Consider the following 19,586-nt stretch of genomic DNA (forward strand, 5'->3'; position numbering starts at 1 on the left):
AAGACTGTTTCGATAATCACTTTGACTGTTTTCCCTTGGGCCGCTTCCACTACCGCAGCAATGTCGGCTTGAACGTCGTCGTAACGCCCGTCTTTCAAGGCGCCAATGTTAATGACCATATCGATTTCATCAGCCCCATTCTCAATGGCGTTTTTCGTTTCGAACGCTTTGACTTCTTTCGTCGATGCGCCAAGGGGGAACCCAATCACGGTACAAACGAGGACGTCTGAGTCCGCTAATTTGTCGTGGGCATAAGCCACGTGTGTTGGGTTAATACAAATGGATTTAAAATGATACGTTTTCGCTTCTTCGATAATGCGATCGATTTGGTCGCGTGTCGATTCAGGTTTTAATAATGTGTGATCAATATATTTTTCAAAATTCATTTTGAATGCTCCTTAAATTTCTTTATTTACTTCTGATTTTGTCCAACGATTTAAGACGATAAATAAGACGAGTCCGACAATACTCATCAGACCGAGGATGAGTAAAATAATACCGAAATGAGACTCAAGTGCTGTATTTCCTGGGAAATTCAATGCTTGGTAGTCAATCAATGCGGCTGCAATCGCAATTCCCACGGACACTGCAACGTTGATAATAAGATTGTAAAAACCAATCGCAACGCCGGTCATATTGACATCAATCGTACGAATCGTTTCGTTTAACAATGGCGCATACATTAATGCAAAGCTACCCGCAAAGAAAATCATTGAAATGACGAAGATAGATACATGTTGACCGACTGTAAATGCCGGCAAGATTAAACTTAACGCAATTAAGGTAATCGCCGTAATCGTGGCTTGTTTTGATGATAAGTAATTACCAATTTTACCACTCAATGCCCCTGTCACGACCGCCACAAGATAGCCTGGTATAAGCAATAATGATGTTGTATCAAGTTCAAAGTGATAAATCTGTTGCATAATAAATGGGAATGTGAAAATATAGCCCAGTTGAATCGCATACATCACAAATACGATAAATAAAAATGAAGCATACCGTTTGTTTTGGAAAAATGATTTATCCACGAGCGGGTGTTTCGCATTTTTAATGTAAAACGCAAATACCGCAATCGCAATTAACGCGCCAACCATATATAACCAATTAAAATTCGTAATAAATAGCATCACTGTTGTCGCAATTGTTGCGATGAGTACCAATCCAATAAAGTCTAAATGCGCTTTGTTCACCGAATTTTCTTTAGGTAATAGTTTGAATAAGAATGGCAATGTGAATACGACAATTAATGCGATTAAAAACATATTTGTCCAGTGTAAATAGGTAGAGATAAAGCCTCCTGATAAAGTTCCGATAACTAAAGATAAGGAATAACTACTCGTACTTAAACCGAGATATGTTTTTTGGTCATCTTTCGATAAATATTTTGCGACGTAAATGACATATAACGTTTCCGCTGCGGCAAGTCCCGCTGTTTGAATAATACGGCCTGCAAGCACAAACGCAAACTGATGTTGGAAGACGTAACCGATAATCGAACCGATGATAATTAAACAAACCCCATAAATAAATAATGTACGAATGCTGATGGCATCGGATAAAGAGGCATAAACTACAGCCCCAATCCCAATCACTAAGCCTGCAAGAGTTGCTTGCCAACTCACTGTTGTGACAGAAATATTTAAATCATCAGCAATCGCGACCGAAATCAACTTAAATGAGTTATCAATGACTAAACTGAAAACGAATAAAAATAATAGAATCGGTACGGCTCTTTTGACTTTGACATAATCCATCTTTGTTCCCCCTTAAGCTAAAGAAAGTGCGATTTCAATCATGTCTGTAAAAGCACGTTCTCTTTCTTCTGGTGTAGTGAATTCTTCACGAATCAAATGGTCACTCACTGTAAAAATACCTAAAGCTTCAACCCCAGCATATGTCGCATTCATGTACAATGCGGCAGATTCCATTTCTACTCCTAAAATGCCCATGCGCATCCAACGTTGAGACGCTGTTTCATCTGCATTGTAGAAAATATCACTCGATAAAATGTTACCGACATGATACGTTGTCCCTTTTTCACGTGCTGTATTGACCGCTTTTTCTAATAAGTTATAAGAAGCAATCGGTGAAAAATGGCCTGGCAATTGATATTGATTTACGTAGTTGGAATCTGTAGAAGCTCCTTGTGCAATGATGACATCGTACAAATTAATGTCCTCTTGCATCGCGCCACAAGAACCGACACGAATTAATTTTTTACATCCAAACGTGTGAATCAGTTCGTATGAGTAAATCCCAATACTAGGAATTCCCATACCTGAACCCATCACGGACACTTTTTTCCCTTGATAAGTCCCTGTATAGCCAAACATATTACGGACAGTATTAAACTGTTTAACATCTTCTAAATACGTTTCTGCGATAAACTTCGCACGTAATGGGTCTCCTGGTAATAAGACTGTCTCGGCAATCTCTACATCGTTCATCGGCTTAATATGTGGTGTTGCTTTCATCTTAAAAACCCCCAGTTAATTTGTCTATTAATTTGTCTAATTGTCTAACCACATATATCTTACAATATAAAGATAGCGCTTTCAATATTTAAAATATGACAACTTTAAGAACATCACTGTTACACCATTTCTTCCATATATGGCTTAATCATCCAGTCATTGCAAACAAAAAAGAAGTCTTGCTTAAGGTTCAGCAACACTTCTTTTACCATAATATTTGTCTAATTTATTTAAAGTTGTCTAATTTAGTACTCATCACGGACACGTGACACGATAATTTCAAAATGATCTTGCGGTAAATACCATTTGTTCACTAAAATGGGACTGGCATGATTGCCATAAATAGACTCCACAACGAGCCAACAAGCAGGGCCCCCTTCGAAAACATGTTGATGATTTTTAAACATCGGTGCTTTCGTGATGGAATATTTTAAATCCGATTGGTACGCACTTGCATACACCGTTTCTTCAACAAAAGTTTTCATTTGGCGCTCACTTTGTGTCTTTACTTGAAATGTATCAATCACATTGAGCGGAATGAACGTAAAACAAAGGGCATCAGCTTTAGTTGTCGTATTCCCTTCTTGAAAATAATACCGTTCCATCGCAATCACTGCAGAAGGATGATCTGGAAATAGATGATTAGTGTACTCACTTTCTAGATCCACACGATAATTTAAAGACTCTAGCGTCATCGCATGACGTGACATTTGATGCAATGGATGTTGGAGTAATGTCACACTGGACGCATGATGGCCTTTTAATTTCGGAATGACAATGTGTCCTTTTCCGCGAATACTTTCGATCACACCATCTTCCACTAAAATTTTTATCGCCTGACGTAGCGTCATACGGCTCACACCAAATCGTTCACAGAGTGCTTTTTCTGTCGGCAAAGCTTGTCCCCCTGGAAATTTCCCCATTTGTATCTCTTCGTACAATGTATTATAAATGTTTAGAAACTTTGGTTGTGATTGTGTCACGACATGACCTCCATTACATATACTCTTCCTTCCTTTATCATACAATAAGATGTTCCAAATGGCATACATGTTTTCATAACATCCACGATTTATAAAATAGCACTTATTAAAAACGTTATTCTTTCACATACGTATCATTAGATATGGCTATGTGATGATTTGAGATAATTTAAAAAAGGCTTCAAAATTCGAAAGAATCTTGAAGCCTTCATTGTTAGTGTAATGAACAATTTTTTGTATTTATTGTTTGATAGCTGTGACGTCACTTTTCGGCTCAAGTGTTTGAACATGTCTCATTTTCCATAGAATCCAAACAATAACAAGAACTTCTAACACTACTGTGCCAATAAATAACATTGGCGCAAAGGACACAGCACCTAATCCATTATTTAAGAAAACATAATCCCAAGCAAAATGGAAAAAGATTGGATAAAAGATATTTCGTGTATAGATGTACACAGCACCTAAAAAGATACCCATCAAGAATGTTGATAGCATTTGGTTCAAGACATCGCTCAACGTCACACCACCAAGAACATTTAATAGGTGTAATGCTGCAAATAAAATAGCGGATAACAATACAGCATAGAGGGGTTTTATGCGTTGTGCCAATCCACCCAAAATAATGCCTCTAAATGCAACTTCTTCTGCAATACCAATCAAGATCGCATCAATCATTGCCAAAACAAACATCAGACCCGCATTGGCATTATCCACCATTGTCAAAATCCAAAGTAGCGTAATTGTAATAAATGGTAAAATGAACAACCATCCATGCTTTTTGGTAGGCGCTAATGCTAATGTTGATTTATTACGTAATCCATAAATGACAGACATAACGGCGAGTATTGTCATGAACGGCAAAAAGGTTTGTCCAAAGTGTTCTGATTCATATGACGTATTGAATACGTGTTTCGTTACAATCAAACCTAAACCCATGACAAACATATAAAGCGCTAAAAATAAATAATGCTTTTTCATGTGCATCCCACTTTCTTTTTTGTATTTATTTTAAATATGTGATTTTACGCCATAACCATTCCAGTGGTCCCATCTTATAAAATTTCATATATATATTACAAGCGACAATTTGAAGTATAATCACACCGATAATAAGAAGATAAACCTGACTTATCGTCATCGTACCGTACAATCTTAAAATGTAAAATGCAAAGAACAAAATGACACTTTGCGTAATATACACTGTGAATCCTAATTTACCAACAGCCACCATAGGATTTAACGCTTTTGCTGATTTTGGAAACTGACATAATAACGTCACGAGGCAGAAGTAACCAATAGCCATAAACGTACCACCGACAAATACAATTTGTGGTGCAATTGCAGAGCCAATCACATCAAATGATTGCATTTTAATGAAAATACCAATGACTATGGCCATCACACTGATCACCGAAATAACCTTCAAGTGACGACGCATTTTATCAAATAACCCGAAACGATAGGCCCACGTACCTAGCATAATAAAAGGAAAAACAGTTAAAATACCTGCAAAGAAATTACCGAGACTCAGCACTGTGTTAACATGGTTAAATTCATTCATATTCCACTTAATAATCTCCAAAATGTGCCCACTTTGCAAAATTTCTGTGGTGTGTGGATTACGATTGAATGGAATTAACTTCGTCGCCTGCTCATTGAATAGTGATGACACGTACAGTAAGAAATTCAAGAGTAATAAGCCTATAGAGACCATCAACGCATAGCGATGATGTACAAATAAAAATAGTATAACAACTAATCCAAGGGTAGCATACGTGTGTAAAATATCACCATTATATAAGAAATAACCGTGAATAAGCCCAAACCCTAGCATCGCAAGGACACGACGATACAAGACTATGCCAGGTTTCATCCCTTTTTTCGTCATATTAGTAAACATAATCGCCAAACCCACGCCAAATAAAAAAGCAAAAATTGGATAGAACGAATTTTGGATAAATACTAAATTCAGCTTATATAAAAACTGACTCCACGAATCTTTGTAAACCTGGAACGGTGCATCAAATACAGTGAAATAATGCACTCCTAACGCATTCATAAATAAGATTCCCATTAAACTGATGCCTCGCATCACGTCTAAGCTCATAATTCTTTCTTTAATATTAATCAGCCCTCTTTTTATAAAATTAAAAACCTTAATTATAAATCGTAATAATTACGGATTATACACGAAACGTCTTTTCATCACAATAGAAAATTAAATCTTTTTGATTCAATATATTTCGTAACGAATTAACACTTTCATATACAAAAACGTAAATGCAACGCTTGAATTAAGTATAAAGGGACATGACTAAAAAAGCGCGTGAATTAAGAAAGATTTAAAATTAAATGTAGCTCAAAATAAATATCCCTTGAAATAATCATTTACAATTTCAAGGGACAAGTATAATCACTCATTTTATAAAATAGAGACGGCTAGTATAAAATTTCCTTCAATTCTTTTCATTAACAATAATATCCCCCGGTTGGCACTCCAAATAATTACAAATGGCTTCAAGCGTACTAAAACGAATCGCTTTTGCTTTACCGGTTTTTAAAATTGATAAATTAGCAATCGTGATCTCTACCGCTTCTGACAGCTCGGTTAATGATACATTTTTGTCTTTAAGCACTTCGTCTAGTTTAATTTTTATCATCACGTTTACCTCAAATCGTTAGCTCATTTTCTTTTTTGATTTTCTGAGACTTTTCATAAATGACAGATAAAACAAACATAGCGATGCCCATCACTAGCACAAGTGTATTCGTCATTTGATGACTGTTTAAAACTTCCACGTATTTTCCACTGATTGTAGTAAAGGAAATAAAATTTGGTAAAACACCATAAATAAACAGTGCTAGAGCAACCCCCACAATAGAATAGTAATGCTTATCAATAAATTCAAAGTTTTTATACACTTTTAAAAACAGTCTTAATGTCAATATACCTATAAGAATGAATAAGCATAATTGAAGAACAAACAATAAAGCATAAACTTGATAATTCCATTGAACTTCAAAGAATGGCTTCCCTATCAGTTTATAGTATTCCCATATAGAAAGAATAGATGTTAAAACCGTTAAAAACATGACCACTACATACAATAATATCAAGACCAACGCTTTTTTGTTCATTTCAATCACTCACTTTTATCGTTTTTCAATAAAATTATAGCAATCTATTTATCGAATATCAATAATTTTTATCGAAAAACAGTAAATAATCAAAATGTAGCTGTCTACTATCTCCCCCCATATAACCAGATTATTGTTTTAATATAATCGTTATTTAATCGACGGTATGTAAAACTTTGCGCTTGATTGTTCAAACACAATTTGACTATAGTCAAACGGCACGCCCGTTTGTGTATAAAAGACTTGTTCATAACGTAATGTTGGTGCGCCATCCGTTTGATTAAGTAAGAGGGCTTCCTCCTGATTGAGTGTACTAATCTGAAAATAAATATCTGAATAACCAATATTTATCTTCAAATTGTCTTCTATATATTGAAATATAGAGCCTTTGGCAATATCTTCACTCATATAAGGGATGAGCTTACGGCGAAAATAAGACTTTTCAATACATAAAACTTTCTCATCTATATAACGTACACGCTGAACATAATAGACTGTTTCTTGTTTTGTTAAATGAAGTCGTTGTTGTAATTCAGTATTTGGTGTCTTGATTTCACACACTTCAATGACACGGCTTGTAATTCGATGATCTTTTAAATCATCTGTAAAGCCATTACTCGTAAATAAATTAATATATCCTGATCTTTTCGGACTTCTGACAAAGATGCCACTTCCACGAGATTGATAAATATATCCTTCTTTTTCTAATATTTCGAGCGCTTTTATTACGGTACTTTTGCTGACATGATAGTCTGCTTTCAATTGTTCTAGACTTGGTAAGCGCTCACCTGTTTTGTATATTCCATTTTCTAATAATGTTCTTATTTTAAGCGCAACTTCTTCATACTTTAACATTTTAAGTGCCTCACTTTTATTGAGTTATCTCCTATTATATCACTGACTTTCCTCTTAAAAATAACACTACCCGAATTTACAAATTGTACCGGTACAATTATAATGTATATGATTAATTAAAGATTACGAATTTAACTTATGAAAGGGTGACTTTTATGTCCAAATTACCCAAAGACTTTTTATGGGGCGGTGCGCTCGCTGCCAATCAATTTGAAGGGGGCTATCGTGAAGGTGGAAAAGGATTAAGTGTAATCGATGTTATGACGTCAGGAACTCATGAGACTTCGCGTCAAATCACAAAAGAGATTCACCCCCATCTTTATTATCCTAATCACGAGGCCATTGATTTTTATCATCACTATAAAGAAGACATCTCACTTTTTGCGAACATGCATCTCAAATGTCTTCGTACTTCTATCGCATGGACACGTATTTTCCCGAATGGCGATGAAGAGGAACCTAATGAAGAAGGGCTTCAATTTTATGATGCGGTGATTGATGAACTTCTGAAACATCACATCGAGCCAGTGATCACGCTCTCACATTTTGAAATGCCTCTCCATTTGGCTCAGGAATATGGAGGTTTTAGAAGTCGTGAAGTGGTTCATCACTTTGTTAAATTTGCGAAAGTCGTTTTTGAAAGATATCAACATAAAGTGACGTATTGGATGACTTTTAATGAAATTAATAATCAAATGGAGACACGCCATCCTATTTATCTTTGGACCAATGCTGGTGTATTACTTCAGGAGGACGAAAACCCAGAGGAAGTGATGTATCAAGTCGCACATCACCAATTGATTGCGAGCGCACTTGCGGTAAAAGTGGGAAAATCGATTAATCCAAATTTTAAAATTGGCAATATGATTTCTCATGTGCCTATCTATCCTTATTCTTGTCATCCTAAAGATATGATGGAAGCTGAAATCAATAACCGATTGCGCTTCTTCTTCCCTGATGTTCAAGTGAGAGGTTATTATCCAAATTACGCTCAAAAAATGTTTGAACATAAGCAATATAATATCGGCATCCTTGAAGGTGATGAAGAAATATTGGCAGAAGGGACTGTAGACTTTATCGGCTTTAGTTATTATATGTCTACAACCGTTCAACATCACAAAACCCTAACTTCTAATGAACATGAAGTTTTCGGTGACTTGCTAAATTCTGTACCTAATCCTTATCTTGAAAAAAGCAGTTGGGGCTGGGCGATTGACCCTATAGGCTTACGTTACACTCTAAATACCTTATTTAATCGCTACCAAATCCCTTTATTTGTCGTTGAAAATGGCTTAGGTGCTGTGGATGAGATGGATGATAACGGACAGATTAATGACGATTATCGCATTAATTATTTGCGTCAACACATCCAAGCCATAATTGAAGCTATCGATATGGATGGCGTTGATGTGTTAGGTTACACCCCGTGGGGCATCATCGATTGTGTCTCTTTTACAACCGGTGAAATGAAAAAACGTTACGGCCTCATTCACGTCGACCGAGATAATGACGGTAAGGGGACCCTTAAGCGCACTAGAAAAAAATCATTCTATTGGTATCGCGATGTCATTGATTCAAATGGGCAAAACTTATAACCACGCCTTAGAATAAAACATCTGTTTTAATTTACTTTCAGTTGGATATTTATCAAAAAATTAAAGCCACCGACGCTCTTGTCGATGGCTTCTTCTTTTGACTATGAATGATAACGACCGATAATCACACTTGTGACATCATTACCGTTATAAACAAAACTGATTTGTTGACCATTCACATTGTAAATGATTGCACGATGAACCTTATCTGAAGACATTTGATATTTCGCATAAGCTTTTTTCACATCAGATAATTTTAAGGATTTGTTCGTTACTGAAAATGTAATAGCAGTTGGTTTGTGATTAATGTATTCAATGACTTGATCATATTTTTTCTTGAAGAAATAATCGTTACTTGCTTCGAATTTTCTAATTTTAGCGTCGACTTTCACGTTGTTCATTGTAATGTTGTTGTATCTCAATGCATTAATAAAAGTTTTGTCAGTGACAAATTTCGCATTGTATCCTGCGTAACCATTGTAAGTATAGTACGGTGTAACAGCGGCTTGAGCGACATTAGATTCCGTTGGCAATGCAGTAAAAGATACTCCTGTGATTAAAATACTTGTAGCTAAAAATACTTTTGCAACCTTATACATTTTATCACCTCCCATAAATAGTTAAATTACACCTTTACATTACATTAAGGTTACAAATAATACAATACTATTACGAAAATTTTTTTATATTATTTTAGTCCCAAATTTTGAAACCCTATTTATTATGCGTCCTCTAAGTATTATTTTATTAAATAAAAATACTCTGATAAGTCATCACAACGATAATTTACCAGAGTTCAATTCTTTGAATAAAAGGTGATTATTATTTCTCCCACAAAAAGCGAATCATTTGTTGGGCCACTTCTTCATTCTCATGAAGTGCACTATGTTGGGCTTCTTTGCCTTCGTATTTCACTTCTTGATAACTTTTGGGGCTATCGCCAAGCAAATATTTTAAAGATTTTGAAGAACTGTTAGACACACGTCCATCTGAATGTGTCCCATCTAACAAATCACCATACATATTCAAAACATCAATATTTTTATCTTTATAAATAGATTTCAACTGCATAAATTCTTGGTAGGGTGGATTCATATCACTTGGTTTTCCGTTACGATCAACTTGAATCTCGTTGACCTCCTCATTCATTCCAAGGACGCCGTTAAATGTCCCAGCAAGATTTACCTCTTTTTTCAATTGGGGTAAAGAGGTGTCCCTACCATACTCGACCATATATTGCGCAAAAGAGACATTCCCCATCGAATGGGCTACGAAATTGAACTGCTTTACATGATAATCGTGTTGCAGTTTTTCTAAAACTTGTCGAATCCACAACGCATTTTCGTTTAAATCTCCCTGCGTATTATCATCTAACACAATTTGAACGATTGGATTTGTCGCCCCTTTTGAGATTTTTCCATCAAACGTAACATCCCCATCTCTTGAAACATGAGCCACCACAATGTCTTTTGTGACGCCTCGCGCTTCAGCTTGGTTGATTAAATATTTCATCGAATTTTTGGTTCCCCCATAGCCATGTAAAAAGAGTGTCGGTGTGGGCGCTTGAACATATTGCTTTTTGTTTTGTTCCTCCCAATGGGTACGCTTTTGAAATAGACTCACCGCAATAACGGCAATAATTAAGACGGCGACTAGTAAGATTGATAGTCCGATTATTCGTTTTTTCACATATCCACCTCTATTCTTCATTTACGTCATTATTATATCGGAACAAAGTATAAAATACCTTTACGACTACTTAGTGGATGCGTTGCTCACGTTGTTTGAAATAATAAAACATGAGTATCATAATCACCATAAGATACCCCAAAATAGAGATGACAGACGTTTCAATGCCATAATCGCCTCCAGTAATCCACCGCGCCTGTAATTTCATAAGATAGATTAAGGGTGCCGCTTCATGTGGATTAGTCGAGAATTGTATCACTTGGAATAAATTCCAAAAGAAATGAACGATTACACTCGCCCATATTGTTTTAAAAACGTAAACTAACAATCCAAACATGAAACCTACTAGACTCCCACTCATTAATAAAAGTAACACATCGTAAAAATCCGAGACGCCATTCAACAAATGAATCGAGGCAAAAAATACCGAAGTCATCATAATAGCAATTTGTATATTCCATTGCTTTTCAATATATCCCATCAGTAGGCCTCTGCATATACATTCTTCAACCACTGCCGCGCCCATTGCATTGACAAAAATGCTCCAGCTTAATTGGTTCAATAGCTCACTATTCGAACCATTCAAATGTGTAATCCATTCCCCTGGCACAAATAAAATATACACCGCATAAATGCCTATGGGTAATGCGAGCGCAATCAAAAATGCAGTTTTATTCCATTTAAAAGGGGTGATACGATAATCTACCAAATCTTCTTTAAATACTTTCTTAATAATAAGTCTTATCATCCATAATGAGACGAGTATGTATGTTATTCCGAAGAGCAACGCACCAATCCCGTAATAGGGTATAAAGACATCCCAAATAGACGCTACAGCTTGACCGAGCGCCATAATTAAAAAGCCAATAATCACTAAACAAAGCACTTTAATCCACTTCATACGATTCCTCCATTAAATATTTTCATTTCAAATCGGTATTAAGCCCTATGTTTAAAACCAAATGGACTATATTATAATCATATAGTATAGTTTGGAAAACAATAAGTTTAAAATACATCATTCAAATAAAATTAATTGTTGAGTTAACCTACATCTCCTATTTTCATTATTTATTTTTTCTAAATTTATATTTTAAAGGAGGTCTTTGAACGGCTTATAAAATTTTTATGATTGAAGATGATGCACAGTTAGCACATTTAATTCAATCTTATCTCACGAAATATACTTATGAAGTCGTCCTTTGTGATAATTATAAAGATTCTTACCTTTTTTAATTGCGCTCATCATCACCTGGAGTACAGTCATTTATCTCAATCAATTTACGTTTATCTCTTATTATAAAATTGCCATGTATTGTAGCTTCATTTACTTTTCAACGGCACTTTATTTTATCATTAAACGTAAATATCAAAATAAGATTTTCAAAGCACTCTATCACAAAAACTAATCTCTCTATTTGAGAGACTTTCCCTCTCGAAAGATAAAATTTTGTCACACTTCTCCGATGATGGAGGAGTGTTTTTCATTGTACTGGCGCATCCTTGTGCGTAAATCATAGATATAAACTTTCCTTAATGTTAATTAATGTTTTCCCCTACCTTATTTAAGCGAGGGTTAATTCTTTTTCTTATATTCGCGTGCTAAAATTCTAATTGCTTGAACAATTATTAATTATAGATTGAGAGGACATCATTATGAAAAAACAGAACATTTCTAGATTATTAATGGGAGCAGCAACAATTACACTTGCAACAATGGTTGCGAATGGAGAAGCAAAAGCATCTGAAGAAACACCAACACAATCACCTGTGCAACAAACACAACAAACACCTGTTCAACAAACGCAAAGAGCGCAAGCGACATTTGACAGTCAACACGTCTCTGATGCGCAACGTGCGTTTTACCACACGTTACATATCAATGGCATTACGGATTCACAACGTCAGGGTTATATTAAACAATTACGTCAAAATCCGAATCATGAAACGACAGCACAAAATGTATTTTCAGAATCCACAAAAGACAGCAACAATCCAGACCGTCGTTTAGCACAACGTAATGCTTATTTTGAAATCATTCACAATCCAAAACTATCATCTCAAGAGCGTGAACGTTACATTGGGCAATTGATTGAAAACCCAGATCACAGTCAACAAATTTGGATAGAATCCAACCGTGTCCCAAGTGGTAATAGTGGAAATACAGCTTCTGAAGCGGATTTCCTAAATTTCACGCAATCAAAACCACTTCAACTTAACCAACATACACAACAATATCAACAAAAACATCACTTACCAAGCCAAAATCAATATAACACTGCAACTGAAGCAGAGTTTGAAAAGTTTGTTTATCCAAACCATAACATTAAATTAGAGCATCAACAAAAGCATCATGAGTACTTAACAAATTTAAATAGAGACAATACTTTAGTCGATGAGGATCTTCATAAAATCATAGATACATTTAAACCTATTCCGGTGTCCCAAACTGCGAAAGCGGAGACACCCTCAGTCAAGTTGGCACCGTTATTCCCTTATAAAGACCTTTCAAATGAAGAAATCTTTAGTCATTTAAGACATTTACGTGACACTAAACAAATCTCTAACGCCGACCTAGAAAGTTTACTTAAATGGTTCCCACCGATTGGCGTGAACCAAAACAAAACTGTACAATTGAGTACCCTTTTCCCTGACAATAACTTGTCTGGTGAAAGATTACTAAATGATTTAAGAGAGCTCTACAAAGTCAACAGAATCAGTAAAGCAGATCTTGAAAAATTATTATCTTATTTCCCACCGATTCCAGTGAAAAACGAAGCGTCTGCCACTAACGGTCAAACACAAAGCGCGACATCAGCCGTGAAAACATCGACAGCTCATGTTGCACAAGCGCCAAAAGTGACGCCTTCAGTCCAATCTGAAAAAGCATCAACAAGCTATTACCAATCGGTGAAAAATTTCTTTAGCGAAAGCTATAACAAAATTGCTAATACGTTCAATGGCTATAAAACAAAATATGAAAACACAAAATATTACGTGAGCACATATTTCAAATATAAAAATACGATTGATAAATTTGTATTAACAACATTAGGTGACGACGCTAGCTCTCACATTAGACCGTTAAAAGTGCGTCCAAATGACAATGTCGCTTACAATGCCTTATTACACGCGCGTAATTTCTTCACAGAAGGCATTAACACAGGGAAAGTCTTACATGCCTTTTACAAACATCCGACTACAGTTAAAAATGTCATTGCGACTGCCGACACAGCTTCTGCACTGAAAAATATTGCGTCTGCCTTTGTTTCAAATTGGTGGAAATAAGTCAGACTTGATGACCGTCGTATCACCTTATTCTTATCACATACTAAAGACACGTGACGTCGCCAAGCGCGATGTCACGTGTCTTTTCGTGTTTTCTATTGTGTTTTAAAGCAAGTGATAGTCTTTAAGCAATGTTTCGACATAAGTGCCTTTAATTTTGCGTTTTACCCCTTTGAGTAGCGTCCGTTGCACTTTGCTGTCTTGCATCACTTCATCGAGTGATTGACGGTCATTCAAATGATACATCGCATTCATGAGTTCTCGTACGTCAAATTCTGTACCAATCGTTTCTGGAACGCCTCGATCGATATTTAATAATTGATAAACGGCCTCCATCGCTGTTCGCACAGAATATTCTGTCGTAAATACCGTATCACGTTCAGTTTCAGCAAAGTTACCGATAAACGCTAAGTTGCGTGATTGATGCGGCACCACAAGTGGTCGGTCGCCTTGTGCGCGTGGCATGAAATAAGCTGTAATGTATGGCATATAAACAGGAATCGTATTCACTTCTTCTTTGGCGAGTTGTTCAATTTGATCCACAGGCACGCCCATATGGTACAGCCATTCTTGGCAGATTTCATGGCCACTACATTCCGTGATTGGTTTTTTAATATAGTCCCCATTCACATCGGAATATAACGCATAAATCCAAGTACTCACTTGGTCTTTCGGTTGTGATTTAAATTGTTGTTGGCGATTGACGGTAAAACTCATTTGCCAATTTGAGTCATCCACCGTAATAATACCGCCTGTCACCGTTTTACCTGCTAATGGGTCCCGTTTACAGAGCTTTTCAATCGCTTGGATGACGGTTTTATTACTTGTCGTCGCTGTTGCTGAGACAAACCAACTTTTCTTAGGAATATTACGATAAAATTTTTCAGGATTACCAAATTCTGGACTCTGTTTTGCTAAATTTTGCCATAATTGCCAACTGCCACCAATTTCTTCTGTTGGCGGTGCAGGCGTATCATTATCCCCATAGGTTGAACTTTCCGTAATACTGCCATTAGTGACAAAAACGAGATCGTCAGGGGTTAAAGAAATAGACTCTCGCTTGCCGTCCCGCTTCATCACAATTTCACGTGCGACTTTTTGAGAAGTGGTGATATCGACTTTAATATCTTCAACTTCAACATCGTATTCAAATTGCACGTTGTGGTCTCTTAAATAATGCACCATTGGCATGACAAGCGATTCAAATTGATTGTATTTCGTAAATTTTAATGCGCTAAAATCTGATAATCCTCCAATATGATGCACGAAACGCATTAAATAACGACGCATTTCCATCGCAGAATGCCAAGGTTCAAAGGCGAACATCGTTTTCCAATACGTCCAGAAATTGGAATCGAAAAAGTCTTGTGTAAACACATCTGTAATTTTAACATCATTTAAATCTTCTTCATTTGTTAAACATAATTTCAATATTTCTTTTTGCGCTTTTGAAGTTAATTTAAAATCCCCATCTGTGGGCAATTCGTGACCTTGTTTTTCAATCAAACGACATCGTGAATAGTTCGGGTCTTCTTTATTTAACCAGTAAAATTCATCCAGTACTGAGGCATCTTTAACTTCTAAAGAAGGGATAGAACGGAATAAATCCCATAAACATTCGAAGTAGTTTTCCATTTCACGACCCCCACGGACAACGTAACCTTTCATTGGGAGTTGGTCGCCGTCTAAACTGCCTCCAGGCTTAGGTAATTCTTCTAAGATATGAATTTGTGACCCTTGCATCTGACCATCTCTAATAAGGAAACATGCCGCGGCAAGAGCAGCGAGACCAGATCCGACAAGATAGGCCGATTTTTTCTCTACATTTTCAGGTTTTTTAGGTCGTGCAAATGCTTCATAATTACCTTTACTATAGTACATCGTTAACACTTCCCTTTTCTATTCAAAAATACGATAATAGATAACATAAAGTACTTTCTACTCTTATTGTAACCTCTCATCAAAATGAGTTGGGCTTCACATTGACTCATGTGTTTCATAAGCTACATATTCTGATAAATGTTCGATAATTGGAGTGTCCTACTATGAACAAACAAGATTTGCGCGTACTCAAAACACAAAAAGCATTGATGCAGGCTTTCACGGATTTGTTAAAAACGAAGGAATTCGACCGTATTACTGTCCAAGATTTGTGTGATGTTGCGGTCATTCAACGTTCAACATTTTATCGACACTATAACGACAAATACCATTTATTAGCGTCTGCGACAAAAACTGCATTAGAACATATTAAACAAGCACAAATCTCTGAACAACATGCGCAAAACCATCGCTTGCGTCTTGAGCAATACATCGATAATTTATTGACGTTTGTCTGTGAAAATAAGGCGATTATTCAACATGTGATTTCACATAATTTGCATGACGAAGTGACGACCATCATTTACAAACAAGTGTATCAAACTGTGTATCAACAAACGCTCGCGGATATGCGCGCTGGAAAACAATTAGATATTAATTTAAATATTTACTCCCACTTTTTAGCCGGTGGGCTGATCAGTATTATTATTAATTGGACTTACACGTCCCACAATCTACAAAGTGTGAAAAGCGTAAAATCGAATATTGTCGCACTGATGGATAGTGCGAGAAAAGCACACTTAAAATAAGAAGAACGATACATAGAAAAACCCCGAAATAGAGACTTTTACGTCCCTATTTCGGGGTTTACTGTATTATTCCATAACTTCACTTTTTTCAGCTCTTTCAGCAACTTTTCTCATAATTGGATCTGTAATCGGTTTTAATATGATACCAATAATCAAAAAGGCTAAGCCGAACGCTATCAATATGACGAGTTTTTGTGTCAAGATCGCAGGAACATAGCCACCCACAGCTTCTCTTAATGCATCAATCGCATAGGAGAACGGGATTAATGGATGTAGTTTTTGGAAGAACTCTGGCGTCACTTCGATAGGGAAAGTACCGCCACCTCCTGCAATTTGTAAGACAAGTAAGATAATCGCCAAGGCTTTCCCTGGGTTTCCTAACAGTGATACAAGTGTGTACACAATTGTCACGAAAACAAATGATGATAAAACCGTGATGCCGATAAACCATGGCACACTTTCAACTTGCGCATTCAAAATGACAATGTCACCGATGGAGACAATTAGGGCTTGAATCGTACCTATTAAATAGAATAAGCCGAGCTTACCGAGATAAATTTGACGTTTCGTTAAAATTGAATCTAACTCTTTATGTTTATTATCTGTCGTTAACAAGCTCACCATTAAGAGTGCCCCCACCCATACTGCAAGCGCTGTATAGAACGGCGTACTCGCTGAACCGTAATCTTTCACTGGGAAAATATCTTCTTGGTTGATTTTAATAGGATTGGCGATGACATCCGCTTGTTTTTTCAAATCATTTTTCAATAAATCAACCAGTCGATCTACTGTGTCATTTTTGTCAATTTCTTTGAAAAGTTTATCCGCTTTCGCTAAGTCACGTTCAACACCTGGTAAATCATTACGGATAAATTGTGCCAGTAGATGTAACTGTTGTTTCGCTTGAGGTTGATTTTCATCTAACAGTTGTACTAATTGGTCATAGCGACTAAATAAGGCTGGCACATTTTGATTCACAGTTGCTGTCGTATCAGCTAAGCGTTGCTCTAATCTTGGCAAATCATTGCGTACAAATGACGCTGCACGCGATACATTATTTTCAAGGGTAGGATAGTAGCGCTGAGCCACTGCCATCGCATCCATGTAACGTTGCTCAATTAATGGTAATTCACTTTGAATGACGTTGAGTCGATCTTTGACTGTGGTAAGTAGAGACTGTCCGTCTTGAATCACTTGATGAATCGTATCTAATTTAGATTGAACCGTCGATAACTTCTGATTGCCATCAGCTAAGGCCGCTGTAATTGTTTTTGAAACATCCACTAAGATTTGATTTAAATCAGATTGAATGTATTGACGTAATTGTCCTAGCGTGTCATTTAAGTCTGGCAATGCTTTCAAAATATCCACGGCTTCTGCTTTACCTGTACTACCATTCGACAATGAAGTGCTAAGCTGATTCAGCTTTTTGATGACATTGTTCACTTGATTGTTCGTAGACTCTAGCTCTTTAATCGGCGCCGAAAGGTCAATCCCTTCTTTATTTTCAAGCTCTTTCATCGTATCGATGAGTTGTTGATTCGTTTGGCTAGTTAATTCTAAACGCGATTTTAAATGATCAAGCGTTGGAACAAAATCTTTCGGTTGATCAGATGAGAGCACCCCGTAAAGTACATTTTTTAACGCTGAAATATCTTTTTGACTGCTCTCAGCTTGTGTGTCTGCTTGCTGAGACATCGTTAACAGCGCTTTAGATAACGCTGATTCCATCGCATTGATATCATTCGCATCATACGGTGACCCGCTTGGCGCGTCACTACTACTTGTACTCATTTGTGCCGTTTGGATGTGTTGATGTGCTGAAGCACTCTGTGGTGCGGTTTGAACATTATTTTCCAAACGATTTGTCACGTTTTGATTTGTATTTTGAGCATTTTGAACATTCCCTTGTATGCGTTGTAAACGTTGGTCAATGGCATTCAAATAACTTTCAGCATCATTCAACCCTTGTAATCCTGCATCGACGCCTTGACTCGCCACATCCACCCCGCGATTGATTCTAGGGAATGCGTTCGGGACATCATTCGATGCTACATTTAACGCACGTTTAATATTTGGCATATACGCATCTAACGCTAAAATCAACTTCGCACGCTCATTTAAGGCAGGCACCGCCGCGTTTACTTGATTCAGCTTATCTACAGCATTTAAGACGTCTCCTTTATGACGACCCAAATTTCTAAACTCATTTGCGTATTGATCAATCTCATCTTGATGACTGTCTAAATATAAAACCTTTTTCGCAATTTCGTTGATTTTCGGTACGGCATGATTGGCTGTAGAAACTGCATCTTTAATTTTATTAATTGTTGGAATTTCATTTTCAAGTTTAACGCCGAGACGATTGGCCTCTTTTAACAATGCTTTGGTCACCGTTTCGTTGAACTTATCATTCGCTTTTTGCACAATCGCACTCGTACCCGCATCTGTCATTTTCGGCGCAATCGCATTCAGTTTTTGATTGACCTTATACTCGATATTCGCGCGTTGTGGCTTTTTACGAAGCGTGCCTGTAATCTCATGGGTAAACGGTTTGGGTATGTACATCGCCGCATAATATTTCCCCATTTTTAAATCATGATCTGCTTTCTCTCGACTAACAAATTCCCAGTCAAAGTGGTCATCCTTTTTCAATTGATCCACCACTGTATTACCGACATTAATATGCTTGCCTCTCACCTTGTCCCCTTCGTCTTCATTGACGACGGCAATTTTTATATTTTTCGTATTCCCATAAGGGTCCCAAGTGGCATCTAAGTTAAACCACGCATAAAAAGAAGGAAGCAAAGAGAGGCCTGCAAGGATGACAAATACAGCGGGTGCTTTCATAATCTTTTTCAAATCCATTAAAAATAATTTAATTGCGTTTTTCATTTTGCACCTCAAGCATATTTTATATTTCTCATA

Annotated in this window: 17 protein-coding genes; 3 read left to right on the forward strand and 14 right to left on the reverse strand. The window is 36.6% G+C overall.

Translation table 11 applies throughout. From position 1 onward, the window contains the following. From deoC to G8Y84_RS00355, 9 genes are all read right to left on the reverse strand, one after another. The coding region (deoC, locus tag G8Y84_RS00315) for a deoxyribose-phosphate aldolase (protein WP_165806038.1) at positions 1-386 on the reverse strand (386 nt) is incomplete at its 3' end. 12 nt (positions 387-398) lie between these two features. Further along, positions 399-1,757, reverse strand: coding sequence for an MFS transporter (locus G8Y84_RS00320; RefSeq protein WP_103159635.1), 1,359 nt, complete (start codon positions 1,755-1,757; stop codon positions 399-401). 12 nt (positions 1,758-1,769) lie between these two features. Further along, positions 1,770-2,477, reverse strand: coding sequence for a purine-nucleoside phosphorylase (gene deoD, locus G8Y84_RS00325; RefSeq protein ID WP_103159636.1), 708 nt, complete (start codon positions 2,475-2,477; stop codon positions 1,770-1,772). Positions 2,478-2,722: 245 nt separating this feature from the next. Next, complete coding sequence (locus G8Y84_RS00330) at positions 2,723-3,460, reverse strand: GntR family transcriptional regulator (protein WP_233655908.1); 738 nt, start codon at positions 3,458-3,460, stop codon at positions 2,723-2,725. 240 nt (positions 3,461-3,700) lie between these two features. Then, positions 3,701-4,441, reverse strand: a complete 741-nt coding sequence (locus G8Y84_RS00335) for a CPBP family intramembrane glutamic endopeptidase (RefSeq protein WP_157946244.1) — start codon at positions 4,439-4,441, stop codon at positions 3,701-3,703. A 25-nt stretch (positions 4,442-4,466) separates the two neighbouring features. Beyond that, a complete protein-coding gene (locus G8Y84_RS00340; protein WP_037577364.1) occupies positions 4,467-5,570 on the reverse strand; it encodes a DUF418 domain-containing protein in 1,104 nt (367 codons plus the stop codon). A gap of 349 nt (positions 5,571-5,919) precedes the next feature. Next, positions 5,920-6,123 (reverse strand): helix-turn-helix domain-containing protein, encoded by a 204-nt coding sequence (locus tag G8Y84_RS00345; protein ID WP_182465431.1) that lies wholly within the window; start codon positions 6,121-6,123, stop codon positions 5,920-5,922. Positions 6,124-6,133: 10 nt separating this feature from the next. Then, entirely contained in the window at positions 6,134-6,601 is a 468-nt protein-coding gene (locus tag G8Y84_RS11300; RefSeq protein WP_232160195.1) for a hypothetical protein, read from the reverse strand. A 150-nt stretch (positions 6,602-6,751) separates the two neighbouring features. Continuing rightward, entirely contained in the window at positions 6,752-7,456 is a 705-nt protein-coding gene (locus G8Y84_RS00355) for a GntR family transcriptional regulator (protein WP_037577369.1), read from the reverse strand. 155 nt (positions 7,457-7,611) lie between these two features. Here G8Y84_RS00355 and G8Y84_RS00360 point away from each other — a divergent pair, with 155 nt between their 5' ends. Next, positions 7,612-9,051 (forward strand): 6-phospho-beta-glucosidase, encoded by a 1,440-nt coding sequence (locus G8Y84_RS00360; RefSeq protein ID WP_165806039.1) that lies wholly within the window; start codon positions 7,612-7,614, stop codon positions 9,049-9,051. Positions 9,052-9,152: 101 nt separating this feature from the next. Here the strand turns inward: G8Y84_RS00360 and isaB are convergent, their stop codons facing one another. From isaB to G8Y84_RS00375, 3 genes are all read right to left on the reverse strand, one after another. Beyond that, positions 9,153-9,650 (reverse strand): immunodominant staphylococcal antigen IsaB family protein, encoded by a 498-nt coding sequence (isaB, locus tag G8Y84_RS00365; protein WP_103159643.1) that lies wholly within the window; start codon positions 9,648-9,650, stop codon positions 9,153-9,155. A 223-nt stretch (positions 9,651-9,873) separates the two neighbouring features. Beyond that, positions 9,874-10,740: an alpha/beta hydrolase gene (locus G8Y84_RS00370; RefSeq protein ID WP_199791646.1), complete on the reverse strand. Its 867-nt coding sequence runs from the start codon at positions 10,738-10,740 to the stop codon at positions 9,874-9,876. Between the two features lie 70 nt (positions 10,741-10,810). Further along, on the reverse strand, positions 10,811-11,641 hold the full coding sequence (locus G8Y84_RS00375) for a CPBP family intramembrane glutamic endopeptidase (protein ID WP_105996892.1): 831 nt from the start codon (positions 11,639-11,641) through the stop codon (positions 10,811-10,813). Between the two features lie 755 nt (positions 11,642-12,396). Between G8Y84_RS00375 and G8Y84_RS00380 the strand changes: the two genes are divergently transcribed. Then, on the forward strand, positions 12,397-14,028 hold the full coding sequence (locus tag G8Y84_RS00380; RefSeq protein WP_105996891.1) for a B domain-containing protein: 1,632 nt from the start codon (positions 12,397-12,399) through the stop codon (positions 14,026-14,028). Positions 14,029-14,133: 105 nt separating this feature from the next. Here G8Y84_RS00380 and G8Y84_RS00385 read toward each other — a convergent pair whose 3' ends face one another. Continuing rightward, positions 14,134-15,909 (reverse strand): oleate hydratase, encoded by a 1,776-nt coding sequence (locus tag G8Y84_RS00385; RefSeq protein ID WP_105966031.1) that lies wholly within the window; start codon positions 15,907-15,909, stop codon positions 14,134-14,136. Positions 15,910-16,073: 164 nt separating this feature from the next. Between G8Y84_RS00385 and G8Y84_RS00390 the strand changes: the two genes are divergently transcribed. Next, on the forward strand, positions 16,074-16,658 hold the full coding sequence (locus G8Y84_RS00390; RefSeq protein WP_037576365.1) for a TetR/AcrR family transcriptional regulator: 585 nt from the start codon (positions 16,074-16,076) through the stop codon (positions 16,656-16,658). 66 nt (positions 16,659-16,724) lie between these two features. Here G8Y84_RS00390 and G8Y84_RS00395 read toward each other — a convergent pair whose 3' ends face one another. Next, positions 16,725-19,553, reverse strand: a complete 2,829-nt coding sequence (locus G8Y84_RS00395) for a YhgE/Pip domain-containing protein (protein WP_037576366.1) — start codon at positions 19,551-19,553, stop codon at positions 16,725-16,727. Positions 19,554-19,586 lie beyond the last annotated feature (33 nt).

The organism is Staphylococcus sp. 11511212 (genome assembly GCF_011394755.1).
Lineage (GTDB): Bacteria > Bacillota > Bacilli > Staphylococcales > Staphylococcaceae > Staphylococcus > Staphylococcus chromogenes.

Bases quoted from the DNA above. Each gene is read 5' to 3' on its own strand.
- G8Y84_RS11300 (WP_232160195.1), bottom strand. From the start codon at position 6,601: ATGAACAAAAAAGCGTTGGTCTTGATATTATTGTATGTAGTGGTCATG.
- G8Y84_RS00320 (WP_103159635.1), bottom strand. From the start codon at position 1,757: ATGGATTATGTCAAAGTCAAAAGAGCCGTACCGATTCTATTATTTTTA.
- G8Y84_RS00385 (WP_105966031.1), bottom strand. From the start codon at position 15,909: ATGTACTATAGTAAAGGTAATTATGAAGCATTTGCACGACCTAAAAAA.
- G8Y84_RS00375 (WP_105996892.1), bottom strand. From the start codon at position 11,641: ATGAAGTGGATTAAAGTGCTTTGTTTAGTGATTATTGGCTTTTTAATT.
- G8Y84_RS00360 (WP_165806039.1), top strand. From the start codon at position 7,612: ATGTCCAAATTACCCAAAGACTTTTTATGGGGCGGTGCGCTCGCTGCC.
- G8Y84_RS00340 (WP_037577364.1), bottom strand. From the start codon at position 5,570: ATGAGCTTAGACGTGATGCGAGGCATCAGTTTAATGGGAATCTTATTT.
- deoD (WP_103159636.1), bottom strand. From the start codon at position 2,477: ATGAAAGCAACACCACATATTAAGCCGATGAACGATGTAGAGATTGCC.
- G8Y84_RS00345 (WP_182465431.1), bottom strand. From the start codon at position 6,123: ATGATAAAAATTAAACTAGACGAAGTGCTTAAAGACAAAAATGTATCA.
- G8Y84_RS00355 (WP_037577369.1), bottom strand. From the start codon at position 7,456: ATGTTAAAGTATGAAGAAGTTGCGCTTAAAATAAGAACATTATTAGAA.
- G8Y84_RS00390 (WP_037576365.1), top strand. From the start codon at position 16,074: ATGAACAAACAAGATTTGCGCGTACTCAAAACACAAAAAGCATTGATG.
- G8Y84_RS00380 (WP_105996891.1), top strand. From the start codon at position 12,397: ATGAAAAAACAGAACATTTCTAGATTATTAATGGGAGCAGCAACAATT.
- isaB (WP_103159643.1), bottom strand. From the start codon at position 9,650: ATGTATAAGGTTGCAAAAGTATTTTTAGCTACAAGTATTTTAATCACA.
- G8Y84_RS00335 (WP_157946244.1), bottom strand. From the start codon at position 4,441: ATGAAAAAGCATTATTTATTTTTAGCGCTTTATATGTTTGTCATGGGT.
- G8Y84_RS00395 (WP_037576366.1), bottom strand. From the start codon at position 19,553: ATGAAAAACGCAATTAAATTATTTTTAATGGATTTGAAAAAGATTATG.